General features: G+C 61.3%; 16 protein-coding genes. 7 read left to right on the top strand and 9 right to left on the bottom strand.

Annotated elements, in window-relative coordinates:
* Positions 1–14 precede the first annotated feature (14 nt).
* The 4 genes from A3AY_RS0118280 to hslV all read right to left on the bottom strand — a co-directional run bounded on the left by A3AY_RS0118280 (position 15) and on the right by hslV (position 3,467).
* The gene (locus A3AY_RS0118280) at positions 15–929 is read right to left on the bottom strand and encodes a DUF1402 family protein (RefSeq protein ID WP_420830329.1); all 915 of its coding nucleotides are present in this window, start codon (positions 927–929) and stop codon (positions 15–17) included.
* A 204-nt stretch (positions 930–1,133) separates the two neighbouring features.
* A complete protein-coding gene (gene hslU / locus A3AY_RS0118285; RefSeq protein ID WP_018327115.1) occupies positions 1,134–2,438 on the bottom strand; it encodes an ATP-dependent protease ATPase subunit HslU in 1,305 nt (434 codons plus the stop codon).
* A complete protein-coding gene (locus tag A3AY_RS0118290; protein ID WP_018327116.1) occupies positions 2,435–2,953 on the bottom strand; it encodes a GNAT family N-acetyltransferase in 519 nt (172 codons plus the stop codon). The genes hslU and A3AY_RS0118290 overlap by 4 nt, the downstream gene beginning before the upstream one ends.
* Positions 2,943–3,467 (bottom strand): ATP-dependent protease subunit HslV, encoded by a 525-nt coding sequence (hslV, locus tag A3AY_RS0118295; RefSeq protein ID WP_018327117.1) that lies wholly within the window; start codon positions 3,465–3,467, stop codon positions 2,943–2,945. Before hslV ends, A3AY_RS0118290 begins: the two co-directional genes overlap by 11 nt.
* Before the next feature lie 225 nt (positions 3,468–3,692).
* Between hslV and hisB the strand changes: the two genes are divergently transcribed.
* The 7 genes from hisB to coaA are packed head-to-tail and all read left to right on the top strand — an operon-like array spanning position 3,693 to position 8,304.
* Positions 3,693–4,301 carry an imidazoleglycerol-phosphate dehydratase HisB gene (gene hisB, locus A3AY_RS0118300; RefSeq protein WP_018327118.1) on the top strand — a complete coding sequence of 203 codons (609 nt, stop codon included), beginning with the start codon at positions 3,693–3,695 and terminating at the stop codon, positions 4,299–4,301.
* 25 nt (positions 4,302–4,326) lie between these two features.
* Positions 4,327–4,800, top strand: coding sequence for a DUF2628 domain-containing protein (locus A3AY_RS0118305; RefSeq protein ID WP_018327119.1), 474 nt, complete (start codon positions 4,327–4,329; stop codon positions 4,798–4,800).
* Complete coding sequence (hisH, locus tag A3AY_RS0118310; RefSeq protein ID WP_018327120.1) at positions 4,800–5,450, top strand: imidazole glycerol phosphate synthase subunit HisH; 651 nt, start codon at positions 4,800–4,802, stop codon at positions 5,448–5,450. Before A3AY_RS0118305 ends, hisH begins: the two co-directional genes overlap by 1 nt.
* A gap of 1 nt (position 5,451) precedes the next feature.
* Positions 5,452–6,195: a 1-(5-phosphoribosyl)-5-[(5-phosphoribosylamino)methylideneamino]imidazole-4-carboxamide isomerase gene (hisA, locus tag A3AY_RS0118315; RefSeq protein WP_018327121.1), complete on the top strand. Its 744-nt coding sequence runs from the start codon at positions 5,452–5,454 to the stop codon at positions 6,193–6,195.
* Entirely contained in the window at positions 6,192–6,968 is a 777-nt protein-coding gene (hisF, locus tag A3AY_RS0118320; protein ID WP_018327122.1) for an imidazole glycerol phosphate synthase subunit HisF, read from the top strand. Before hisA ends, hisF begins: the two co-directional genes overlap by 4 nt.
* A gap of 18 nt (positions 6,969–6,986) precedes the next feature.
* Complete coding sequence (locus A3AY_RS0118325; RefSeq protein ID WP_018327123.1) at positions 6,987–7,301, top strand: phosphoribosyl-ATP diphosphatase; 315 nt, start codon at positions 6,987–6,989, stop codon at positions 7,299–7,301.
* A 7-nt stretch (positions 7,302–7,308) separates the two neighbouring features.
* The gene (gene coaA, locus A3AY_RS0118330) at positions 7,309–8,304 is read left to right on the top strand and encodes a type I pantothenate kinase (RefSeq protein ID WP_018327124.1); all 996 of its coding nucleotides are present in this window, start codon (positions 7,309–7,311) and stop codon (positions 8,302–8,304) included.
* Positions 8,305–8,307: 3 nt separating this feature from the next.
* Here coaA and A3AY_RS0118335 read toward each other — a convergent pair whose 3' ends face one another.
* The 5 genes from A3AY_RS0118335 to A3AY_RS0118355 all read right to left on the bottom strand — a co-directional run bounded on the left by A3AY_RS0118335 (position 8,308) and on the right by A3AY_RS0118355 (position 12,113).
* Positions 8,308–8,919, bottom strand: coding sequence for an alpha-ketoglutarate-dependent dioxygenase AlkB family protein (locus tag A3AY_RS0118335; protein ID WP_018327125.1), 612 nt, complete (start codon positions 8,917–8,919; stop codon positions 8,308–8,310).
* 8 nt (positions 8,920–8,927) lie between these two features.
* The gene (locus A3AY_RS0118340; protein ID WP_112853577.1) at positions 8,928–9,368 is read right to left on the bottom strand and encodes a hypothetical protein; all 441 of its coding nucleotides are present in this window, start codon (positions 9,366–9,368) and stop codon (positions 8,928–8,930) included.
* A 2-nt stretch (positions 9,369–9,370) separates the two neighbouring features.
* The gene (gene lysM / locus A3AY_RS0118345) at positions 9,371–9,847 is read right to left on the bottom strand and encodes a peptidoglycan-binding protein LysM (protein ID WP_018327127.1); all 477 of its coding nucleotides are present in this window, start codon (positions 9,845–9,847) and stop codon (positions 9,371–9,373) included.
* Between the two features lie 81 nt (positions 9,848–9,928).
* Positions 9,929–10,363 carry an alternative ribosome rescue aminoacyl-tRNA hydrolase ArfB gene (gene arfB / locus A3AY_RS0118350; protein WP_018327128.1) on the bottom strand — a complete coding sequence of 145 codons (435 nt, stop codon included), beginning with the start codon at positions 10,361–10,363 and terminating at the stop codon, positions 9,929–9,931.
* A 139-nt stretch (positions 10,364–10,502) separates the two neighbouring features.
* Positions 10,503–12,113, bottom strand: a complete 1,611-nt coding sequence (locus A3AY_RS0118355; protein ID WP_018327129.1) for a phosphoenolpyruvate carboxykinase — start codon at positions 12,111–12,113, stop codon at positions 10,503–10,505.
* Positions 12,114–12,403: the final 290 nt, after the last annotated feature.

The following is a 12,403-nucleotide window of genomic DNA, read 5'->3' on the forward strand; positions in this document are numbered from 1 at the left end:
CGATTTCAGGAAAGTTAGAGCAGCGCTTTCAATTCCGCCAGCTTATCGTTGACCAGCCAGCCATAATAATTTTCCTCGGGCCACTGCACATCGCCGCCCTGGTTTCTGGCGGCAAGCGCTGCAGCGCGTTGGTCGGGGTTGCCGACATTATAGAGGGTTGCGGTTATTCCCGGATTGCCGGAGATATCCATGCCGGCGATCGACTTGTAGGCGTCGATCGAATGACGGATCGAGGCCGCCATATAGGCGAGCGACTGATCGGGATCCATAATCGCCGCGTAGACGCCGGACGCATTGTTTTCATCGAGCCGGTCATAGCCGGACACGCGCGACACCATGTCGGTCAGCATCAGAGCCGTCAGCGGATTGATCTGGCCAAGGCCGAATGTCTGGCCGGCGAAAAACGGTTGGAAGAAGACGGCGCTGAAGCGGTTGTTCGGATAGGATGTTCCACCCACGGTGTTGCCGCGGAACTCACTGTCCCACACGCTTTCACGGCAGCTCCACAGCGCATAGGAGCTCTTCTTGCCCTGGCATTTTGCAAATTCCGGACGCGACACGAACTGGTCCACACTTTCGCCCTCATAGCCGAAGCGGAAGCTGTCGCCGGCATAGGCGGCCGCCTTGACGTAATAGGACTGCAGCCGGTCATAGGCGTCGACATTGTAGGTATGCTCGCCGACGATGGCGCCGATCATGTGGATCGGATCGATGCCATAGGCGCGCGCCGTTGACTTGATCTTGCTCATCAGCTTGCCGTCAGTGGCGAGCAGATTGCGCACTTTCTCGTATTTCGCATCGAACGATGTCTTGCCTGCCTTGGTCCGCCGCATGGAGGCGCCCGGCACGTTCGGCTGCTCCTGATAGCGGTTGCCTTCGGGTACGACGCTCAATCCCCCGGCAAGAGCGGGACCGGTGGCGAGAATCATTCCCGCAAGAACAAGCATATGAATGATGGCGCGCACGAACGGTTTCCTGTGACCTGGCAAGACTGGCTTTGAATGCGCGGGGACGCATGCGGCAAAATCGTGTCGGAATCATGCCCGGCACGCAGAAACGCTTATCGCTTGCAGGCTCCGGAAACAACAAGGGCACCCGTCGGGCGCCCTGTCAGTTTCGCAATGCCTTGCCGTTCAGAGGATATAGCGCGACAAGTCCGTATTGGCGGCCAGATCGCCGACATGCTTCTTCACATAGTCCGCATCGATCTTCAACTGCTCGCCGGACTTGTCCGGCGCCACAAAGGAGATCTCATCGAGAACCCGCTCCATCACCGTCTGCAGCCGCCGGGCGCCGATGTTCTCGACACTCGAGTTGAGCATAACGGCAACATCGGCAAGCGCGTCAATTGCGTCGTCGGTGAAATCCAGGTTGACACCTTCTGTTTCCAAGAGCGCCTTGTACTGGCGGATCAGGCTAACCTCCGTTTCCGTGAGGATGCGGCGAAAGTCCTCCTTGGTCAGCGCCTTCAGCTCGACACGGATCGGCAGGCGGCCCTGGAGTTCAGGCAGGAGGTCCGAGGGCTTCGAGACGTGGAAGGCGCCCGAGGCGATGAACAGGATATGGTCGGTCTTCACCGGGCCATATTTGGTCGCGACCGTGGTGCCTTCGACGAGCGGAAGCAAGTCACGCTGCACCCCTTCGCGCGAAACGCCCGCACCCATGCCGCCGTCGCGCGCCGCGATCTTGTCGATCTCGTCGAGGAAGACGATGCCGTCGTTTTCGGCGGAGCGCACCGCTTCGCGCTGGATCTCCTCGTTGTCGAGCAGCTTGTCGGATTCATCGTTGATCAGGATGCCGTAGCTATCCTTGACCGTGGTACGAACCTTCTTGGTACGCTGCCCCATCGCCTTGCCGAACATCTCCGACAGGTTGAGCACGCCGATATTGGCGCCGGGCATGCCGGGGATCTCGAAGCCGCCAGGCGTCGATGTATCAGCGATATCGACGTCGATTTCCTTGTCGTCCAGTTCGTTGGCGCGCAGTTTCTTGCGGAAGCTGTCGCGCGTCGCAGGAGACGCGGTGGCGCCCACCAGAGCATCGAGCACCCGTTCCTCGGCGTTCAGATGCGCCTTGGCCTTGACGTCGGCCCGCTTCTTTTCGCGCACAAGGCCGATGCCGACCTCGACGAGGTCGCGGACGATCTGTTCGACATCGCGGCCGACATAGCCCACTTCGGTGAATTTCGTGGCCTCCACCTTGATGAAGGGGGCGCCGGCCAGCTTGGCGAGGCGGCGGGAAATTTCCGTCTTGCCGACGCCGGTCGGCCCGATCATCAGGATGTTCTTCGGCATCACCTCGTCGCGCAGTTCGTCGGTGAGCTGCTGGCGGCGCCAGCGGTTGCGCAGGGCGATGGCGACAGCACGCTTTGCATCGTGCTGGCCGATGATGAACCGGTCGAGCTCCGACACGATTTCGCGGGGTGAAAATGTGGTCATGACATCCTCTCAAATTCTGTCCGGGTCAATTCCATCAGGATGGTTCGCCCGGTGCTGTCGTTCCATTCGCCATAAGGGGTAAAGCCTGCCTTGGCATAAGCCCGCAGGGCCTGTTTGTTCTCCGCATCGGGATCGATGATGATTCGCGGCGCGGTGCCTGCAAAAAGCCTCGCCGCAAAGGCCCTGATAACCACCGGTGCCACGCCCTTGCCGATCATGTCGGGCGGTCCGACGAAAATGTCGACACCCGGCGTATCCGGCGTCAGATCCTTGGCCCAGGGCTCGCTCTCATATTGCGTCGGCAGCCAGGACTGGATGTAACCGGCCGGCTCGCCGTCGACCGAAAAGACGAAGCCTTCGACTTCACCGGTCAGGCAGCCGTCACGGATCAGTTTCAGCTCCTTCTCCGGCTCACCCCACCAACGTCGCACATGCTGCTGCGAAAGCCAGCCGAACAGCGTCGGCATATGGCTCTCGTCCACAGCCGTGAAGGCAATGGACGGATCAGGCTGCATCGAGCTTTTCGATGACGATGTTGCCGTTGGTATAGACGCAGATATCGCCGGCGATCTCCATTGCCCGGCGGGCGATCTCTTCGGCCGTCTTGTCCGAATCCATCAGCGCGCGGGCAGCTGCAAAGGCAAAATTTCCACCCGAGCCGATGGCGATCGTGCCGTGTTCGGGCTCGAGCACATCGCCGTTGCCGGTGATCGCCAGCGTGATCGACTTGTCGGCGACCAGCATCATCGCTTCGAGATTGCGCAGATATTTGTTGGTGCGCCAGTCCTTGGCAAGCTCGACGGCCGCGCGCATCAGCTGGTCCGGATACTGCTCGAGCTTGGCCTCAAGCCGCTCCAGCAGCGTGAAGGCATCGGCGGTGGCGCCGGCAAAACCGGCAATCACGTCGCCCTTGGCGAGGCGGCGGACCTTCCGCGCATTGCCCTTCATCACGGTCTGGCCAAGGCTCACCTGGCCATCGCCCGCCATCACCACCTGGCCGCCCTTGCGGACGGTAATAATTGTTGTCATGAAATACCTACCTGCCCACCTGCCGGGCCTTTTTTCGAAGAGCCGCACATCGGCCCTGGTTGAAGCCTATGTAAGAGCGGTTTTGCCGATTGCAAATAACCCGCATCGCACTGGCTGTCGTAACAAGTCCGGCCCATTTCGCGTCCGCGAGAATCGCGGCGGCGCTTCTGGATATTTCGCCCACCGCCTGATATGGAGCGGCTCTATGACAGTTGGAGTAACCTGATGGCAGACCAGCAAGCCAAGCGCACCGGCAGCGTTTCGCGCAAGACCAACGAAACCTCGGTGGCCGTGACCGTCAACATTGACGGCACCGGCACATCGCGCATTTCGACGGGCGTCGGCTTCTTCGACCATATGCTGGAACAGCTTTCCCGCCATTCGCTGATCGACATGGACATCGTCGCCGACGGCGACCGGCATGTCGACGACCACCACACGGTGGAAGACACCGGCATCGCCATCGGCCAGGCCCTCTCCAAGGCGCTCGGCGACCGGCGCGGGATCACCCGCTACGCCTCGCTCGACCTTGCCATGGACGAGACGATGACGCGCGCCGCCGTCGATGTGTCCGGCCGGCCGTTCCTTGTCTGGAACGTCGCCTTCTCGGCGCCGAAGATCGGCACCTTCGATACCGAACTGGTGCGCGAGTTCTTCCAGGCGCTGGCGCAGCATGGCGGCATCACGCTGCATGTTCAGAACATCTACGGCGCCAACAACCATCATATCTCCGAAACCTGCTTCAAGGCCGTTGCCCGCGTGCTTCGCACGGCAACAGAGATCGATCCGCGCCAGGCAGGCCGTGTTCCCTCCACCAAGGGAACGCTGGTCTGACCGGCCCAGTTGAAAGTTGGCTGACATGGCCTCCTATCTGGTTCTGACACCACCCGCCGCCCTTAGAAACGATGAGGATGCGCGGTTCATCGCCGACAAGTTTTCCTGGATAGCCTTCCTCTTTCCGGCGATCTGGCTGCTCTTCAAACGCCAGTGGATTGCCGGCATCGCCGTTGCCATCCTGCAGTTGATCGTGACGACCCTGACCTCGGAGCCGCGCGCTATGCTGGCCGGGCTACTGGTCGAACTGGCGCTACGCCTTCTGGTCGCCCTCGAAGGTCCGGCCTTTGTTGCCCGGGGTCTGGAAGCCGACGGCTGGACACTCCAGTCGATCATCGCGACCGACGATCTGGCCCTTGCCGAAATGATCTACGAGCAGGAAACGGCTGCGCATGCGCCCGAGGATACCGGGTGGCAGCCCCCGGCGCTGCCACAAGCGACGGCAAAATCCGAAGGCCGCACGGCTTTCGGACTGTTTGAGAATTATGGAGAACGCTGATGCGCGTTGCGATCATCGACTATGGATCCGGCAACCTGCGCTCGGCGACAAAGGCATTCGAGCGTGCAGCGCGTGAAGCCGGCCTCAACGCCGAGATCGAGCTCACCGACAAGGCCGACCGCGTCGCAAGCGCCGACCGTATCGTCCTGCCCGGCGTCGGCGCCTATGCCGACTGCCGCCGTGGTCTCGACGCCGTCGAGGGCATGCAGGAGGCTCTGACGGAAGCGGTCGAAAAATCCGCCCGCCCCTTCCTCGGCATCTGCGTTGGCATGCAGCTGATGTCGTCGCGCGGCCTTGAAAAGACAACGACGCAAGGTTTGGGCTGGATCAAGGGCGACGTCGTCGAGATGGTGCCCTCCGATCCCACGCTGAAAATCCCGCAGATCGGCTGGAACACGCTGGAGCTGACGAAACCGCATCCGCTGTTTGCCGGCATCAGGACCGGCGAGGACGGGCTGCACGCCTATTTCGTCCATTCCTACCATCTCGCCGTCGAAAACCCGGACGATCTGGTTGCGACGACCGCCTATGGCGGCGCGGTGACCGCCTTCGTCGCGAAAGGCAACAAGGCGGGCGCGCAGTTCCATCCGGAAAAGAGCCAGACGCTCGGCCTCGCCCTCATCTCGAATTTTCTGCGCTGGAAGCCCTGACATGATCCTTTTTCCCGCCATCGACCTCAAAGACGGCCAGTGCGTACGCCTCAAGCTCGGCGACATGGAACAGGCGACCGTCTACAATCCGGACCCCGGCGCCCAGGCCAAGGCCTTCGAGGACCAGGGGTTCGAATGGCTGCACGTGGTTGATCTCAACGGCGCCTTTGCCGGCGAGACGGTCAACGGGGCAGCCGTCGACGCGATCCTCGAAGCGACGAGAAATCCGGTGCAACTTGGCGGCGGCATCCGCACCCTCGATCATATCGAAAACTGGCTGTCGCGCGGGCTCGCCCGCGTCATTCTCGGCACCGTTGCCGTACGCGACCCGGCGCTGGTGATCGAGGCCTGCCGGAAATTCCCGGGCAAGGTCGCTGTCGGCATCGACGCCAAGGGCGGCAAGGTGGCGGTCGAAGGCTGGGCGGAGGCGTCCGAACTCGGCGTCATCGAGCTGGCCAAGAAATTCGAGGGCGCCGGCGTTTCGGCAATCATCTATACTGATATCGATCGTGACGGCATCCTCACCGGTATCAACTGGGCGTCGACCCTGGAGCTGGCAGACGCCGTATCGATCCCGGTCATCGCGTCGGGCGGCCTTGCCTCGATGGACGATATCCGCCGCATGCTTGAACCCGACGCAGTGAAACTCGAAGGCGCCATTTCCGGCCGCGCGCTTTATGACGGGCGCATCGATCCGGCCGAGGCGCTGGCGCTCATTCGCAGCGCGAAAGGAAAAGCGGCATGACTTTAAAAGCCCGCGTTATCCCCTGCCTTGACGTGAAAGACGGCCGCGTCGTCAAGGGCGTCAGCTTCGTCGACCTGATCGATGCCGGCAACCCCGTCGAATCGGCCAAGGCATATGATGCCGCCGGTGCCGATGAACTCTGTTTCCTCGACATCACCGCCTCCTCTGACAACCGCGACACCATCTTCGACGTCGTGGCGCGGACTGCCGACCATTGTTTCATGCCGCTCACCGTCGGCGGCGGCGTGCGCACGGTTGCCGATATCCGCAACCTGCTACTTTCCGGCGCCGACAAGGTCTCGATCAACTCGGCCGCGGTGAAGAACCCTGATTTCGTCGCCGAGGCGGCCGACAAGTTCGGCAACCAGTGCATCGTCGTCTCGATCGATTCCAAGAAGGTGTCGCAGCCCGGCGAGGAAGACCGCTGGGAAATCTTCACCCATGGCGGACGCCAGGCGACCGGTATCGATGCTGTCGCCTTTGCAGAAAAGATGGTGGAGCGCGGCGCCGGCGAGCTGCTCTTGACCTCGATGGACCGCGACGGCCAGAAGACCGGCTACGACATTGCCCTCACCCGCACCATTGCCGACCGCGTTTCCGTGCCGGTCATCGCCTCGGGCGGCGTCGGCAATCTCGACCACATGGTGGAAGGCATTCGCGACGGACATGCAACGGCGGTGCTTGCCGCCTCGATCTTCCATTTCGGCACCTATAGCATCGGCGAGGCCAAACGCTATATGGCAGAGCATGGCATCGCCATGCGGCTGGACTGAGCGACAGGACGGAAACAGATGAGCGACTTTTCCCTTTCAAGCCTCGAGGCGATCGTCGCCGAGCGCGCCGCGGCGTCGCCGGAGCACTCCTGGACGGCGAAACTGGTTGCCCATGGCCAGGCGAAGGCGGCGAAGAAGCTGGGCGAGGAAGCGGTCGAAACCGTGATCGCCGCCATCAGCAACGATCGCGCCAATCTGGTCGCGGAGAGCGCCGACCTGCTCTATCACCTTATGGTCGTATTGAAAATTGCTGATGTTCCGTTGCAGGATGTGATGAGCGAGCTCGAACGGCGCACCAGCCAGTCGGGCCTCCAGGAAAAGGCGAGCCGGTAGACATTTCATGACCATCGCGGCAAAAGACATAGGCCCGGCCGACATTCCGGATCATTTCGGCAACACCGACTATTCCCCCTATCGTTTCTTCTCGGCCCACGAATGGTCCCGCTTCCGCGCCGACACGCCCTTGACGCTGACGGCCGACGAGGTGCAGCGGCTGCGCTCGCTCAACGACCCCGTCGATCTCGACGAAGTCCGGCGCATTTATCTGTCGCTGTCGCGCCTTCTGTCGGCCCATGTCGAATCCTCGCAGATGCTGTTTGCCCAGCGGCAGCGCTTCCTCAGCATGTCGGGCGAGGCGAAAACGCCCTTCGTCATCGGTATCGCCGGTTCGGTCGCCGTCGGAAAATCGACCACGGCCCGTATTCTCGCCGAACTTCTCTCGCGCTGGCCGTCCAGCCCGAAGGTCGATCTGGTGACGACCGACGGTTTCCTCTTTCCCAATGCGACGCTGCTTCGCGAAAACATGATGGACCGCAAGGGCTTTCCCGAGAGCTATGACATCGGCGCGCTCCTGCGCTTCCTGTCGGCGATCAAGGCCGGACAGCCGAACGTCAAGGCGCCGAGCTATTCGCACCTGACCTATGACGTGCTGCCGGACCAGTTCCAGGTCATCGACCGGCCGGATATCCTGATTTTTGAAGGCATCAACGTGCTGCAGTCGCGCAACCTGCCCGCAGACGGCAAGATCGTGCCGATGGTCTCGGATTTCTTCGATTTCTCGATCTATATCGACGCCGAGGAAAGCCTGATCCACACCTGGTACGTCAACCGCTTCATGCGCCTGCGCCAGACCGCCTTCCGCGACCCGCATTCGTTCTTCAAGCGCTATGCCGAGGTCACCGAGGAGGAGGCGCTTTCGATCGCCGAGGGGCTCTGGCACAACATCAACCTGAAGAACCTTCGCCAGAACATCCTGCCGACCCGGCCGCGGGCCGACCTCATCCTGCAGAAGGGCCCCAATCACCTCACCGAGACGGTGGCACTGCGCAAACTGTAAGGCTCAGACGGTGACCCGGCGAAGCGTCAGGTTGATGCGGCCACCGTTTTTCAGAAGCGTCGAGGTGTTGGGGTAGATCTTGTCCACACCGTGGAAGGCAAGGCGCCCCTCGCCGCCCAGCACGACGACATCCCCGCTCGATAGCTTGAACGACAGGGTTTTGTCACGTCTCTCCCGCCCGCCCACACGAAACAGACAGCTATCGCCGAGTGAAATGGACACGACCGGCGTCTTCAGATCCTGCTCGTCGCGATCCTGATGCAAGCCCATGCGGGCATCTCCGGCATAGAAGTTGACGAGGCAGGCCTCCGGCTCCTTGGACGAGCCGGAAACCGCGCGCCAGATGTCGAGAAGAACGGCCGGCATCGGCGGCCATGGCTTGCCAGTGACGGGGTGCGCCGGCTGGTAGCGATAGCCGCGCTCCCTGTCCGTCACCCAGCCGAGCGCACCGCAATTGGTCATCCGCACGGACAGCGGCTTTCCGGTCTTCGGCATCGCCGGCACAAACAGCGGAGCCTCCGCGACGATGGCGCGAATATTCTCGACCATCGCTTCCTGCTTCTCGCGGTCGAGAAAGCCGGGGATATGGCGAATACCCTGGGGCAGACTGCGCATGGAAAAGCCTATTCCAGGCCAAGCACCGCGGGCGGCACGCCATAGCGCTGCTGCCAGGCTGCATAGCCGACATCCGTCGGGCCGACCATGTGATCGATCAGATTCCACCGACCGAACTGGAAGGTCGCCAGGCCATAGACCGTCAGCCCGTCCATCATGTCGGATTCTCCCGCAAAACCGGTTTTTTCCGGATCGATCGCCCCGCCGCCCGGCTGTTGCGGTTCGACCTGCACAAACGCCCAGTTCGGCGATACGCGCATCGTCGTCACCACGAATTCGACCGGCCCGCGCATCTCCGCTTCGACGGCGGGACGAAGGGTATCGAGGATCGCAGACCGCTCTGCCGATCCCTTTTCCGGCTCGCGAAACGGCTGGCCCAGCGCGGTTCCGCTCCATGCCGCCACAAGGGCAAAGGAAAGAACCAATCGATTTGCCCTGGCCTTGTTCATGCTCACGCCTGGTCCAGATCCGGAATGCGCAACACCTGGCCGGGATAGATCTTGTCCGGATGGGTCAGCATCGGCTTGTTGGCTTCGAGGATGACGGTGTTTTTTGCACCCTTGCCCTTTCCATACTGAGCTTCGGCGATCTTCCAGAGATTGTCGCCCTTCTTGACCGTGTAGAAAACCGGCGCCTTGGCGGGAGCGGGCGTCGCTGCCGCGCCGGCCGCGACCTTCAGTTCGGTCGCCTCGACCTTGGAAATACCGAGCGTATTGCCGACGGCAACCACAGCCTTTTCGAACACCGACTGGTCCTTGACGACACCGGTGAGGACAACCTTGTCGCCTTCCAAAGCGACGTCCACCTTATCGGTACCGAGGTCATGGGAGGCGAGCTCTTTCTTCACCGCTTCGACATCGGGCGCATCGTCATCACCGCCAATGCCGAGTTTCTTGCCGGCATTCTTGATAAAGCTGAACAGACCCATGGCATTTCCCCCTTTGTCATTGGCTCCAGCCTAACAGAGTGCGGTGACGCGCAAAAACAAGGTGTGCGTGAAAAATGCGTCTCATTCGTTTTCGGGACGGCCGCGCATCTTCTTGACTTCGCTGCGCCCGGTCTTTTCCTTCAGCCGGCGCTCGATCGAGCCCTTCGTCGGCCTGGTCTTTCGCCGCGGCGGCGGTGGGGGCTCCGCCGCCTTGAGGATCAGCTCCTTCAACCGCTCGCGCGCATCCTCGCGATTGCGCTCCTGGCTGCGGAAGCGGCTTGCCTCGATCATCAGGACACCGTCCTTTGACACTTTGCGACCGGCGAGCTTGATCGCATTGTCGCGCACCCGCTCCGGCAAGGCAGGCGATGCCTTGATTCCATAGAATAGCTGGACGGCAGTCGAGACCTTGTTGACGTTCTGCCCGCCGGGACCGCCAGCCAGCACGAATTGCTCCGTCAGCTCCCAGCCGGCGATGACGATGTTGTCGTTGATGTAAAGCGGATCGCTGGCCATGACGTTCTTCCTTCCTCCGCTCTATCTCACAGGATGGCGAAGTTGAAAACGCATGAACCGCCAGACAGAAGAAAACCCGGCCTTCTCAAGCCGGGTTTCACGTGAATCATAGCCTGCGATTTATGTTAGGCTGTCTTTTTTACTCCGCAGCGAGCTTGGCGCCCGGGGCAGCATCGCGGACGCTGCCATCGACATGGTTTTCGAACTTGGCGAAATTGGCAACGAACATATCCACCAGCTTGCGGGCCTGCGCGTCATAGGCGGCACCGTCGCTCCAGGTCGAGCGCGGATCGAGGATCTTGCCGTCGACACCGGGAACGGCCACGGGCACGGCGAAGCCGAAATTGCCGTCGGTGCGGAATTCGGCCGATGCCAGCGAGCCGTCAAGTGCCGCCGCAAGCAGTGCCCGCGTCGCCTTGATCGGCATACGGCTTCCGGTGCCATAGGCGCCCCCGGTCCAGCCGGTGTTGACCAGCCAGCAACTGACGCCATGCTCGGCAATCAGCGTCTTCAGGAGGTTGCCGTACTCGGACGGATGGCGCGGCATGAAGGGAGCGCCGAAGCAGGTCGAGAAGGTCGCTTCCGGTTCCGTCACGCCCTTTTCGGTGCCTGCCACCTTGGCGGTGTAACCGGAGAGGAAGTGATACATCGCCTGATCCGGCGTCAGCCGCGCGATGGGTGGCATGACGCCGAAGGCATCCGCCGTCAGCATGATGATCGTGCGCGGATGGCCCGCAGTGCCGGTCTTGCTGGCATTCGGGATGAAGTCCAGCGGATAGGCGCAGCGCGTGTTTTCAGTCAGCGAGCCGTCGTTGAAATCCGGCACGCGGTTCTCATCGAGAACGACGTTCTCGAGCACGGTGCCGAAGCGGCGCGTCGTTGCGAAGATTTCCGGCTCGGCTTCGGCCGACAGGCGAATGGTCTTGGCGTAGCAGCCGCCTTCGAAATTGAAGATGCCGTCCTCGCCCCAGCCATGCTCGTCATCACCGATGAGCGTGCGCTTCGGATCGGCAGAAAGCGTCGTCTTGCCGGTGCCCGAAAGGCCGAAGAAAACCGCCGAGTCGCCATCCGGGCCGACATTGGCGGAGCAATGCATCGGCATCACCCGCTTGGCCGGCAGCAGGTAGTTGAGCATCGTAAAGACCGACTTCTTCATCTCGCCGGCATAGGATGTGCCGCCGATCAGGATGATACCCTTGGTGAAATTGCAGGCGATCACGGTTTCGGTGCGGCAACCATGGCGGGCAGGATCACCCTTGAAGTCCGGCAGGTCGATGATCGTCAGCTTCGGTGCGAAGGTGGCCAGCGCTGCCTTTTCCGGACGGATCAGCAGGTTGCGGATGAACAGCGAATGCCAGGCGAATTCCGTAACCACACGGGTCGCAAGAGCGTTTTCCGCGTCGGCGCCGCCGATCAGGTCCTGAACATAGAGCGACTTGCCCTTGGCGTGATCGAGCATGTCCTGGTGCAGCAGCTCGAAGTGTTCCGGCGACATCGCATTGTTGTTGTCCCACCAGATTTCGTTCGCCGTATTGGCGTCGCGAACGACGAATTTGTCCTTGGGCGAACGGCCCGTATGCTGACCGGTCAGCGCACGCACGGCACCGTGCGTGGTCAGCTGCGCTTCGCCGCGGCGCAGGATTTCCTCATAGAGTTCAGCGGTGCCGAAGTTATACCGAACCATGTCCAGGTTGGTGAAACCGATTGATTCCAGCCCAAGGGATGGGTTGCGAATGCCGAGTTCCTTCATGGTTCAGCTTTCCTCCGTGGTTTGCCGATAAAACGTAGAATGTTCGTGACATTAAAAGGCGCGGTGAGAAAAGACAAGGTTGCTGTCTCAAAAAATATAATAATTTCAGTATATTAATCGATTTAAAGGAATTTATTGCTTTTTTAATCGGTTGAATCAGCGCTTTTTGGGCCCCGTTTCTTCGGCGAAATCGCGCTTGCTGCAGCCGTCGCATTGCTTTTGCATTTTACTTCGCCACAATTTGTTCCACCTTTATACTCAAGAAACGCGTCCAACCGCAGCATGGCCCC

The organism is Rhizobium giardinii bv. giardinii H152 (genome assembly GCF_000379605.1).
Classification (GTDB): domain Bacteria; phylum Pseudomonadota; class Alphaproteobacteria; order Rhizobiales; family Rhizobiaceae; genus Pararhizobium; species Pararhizobium giardinii.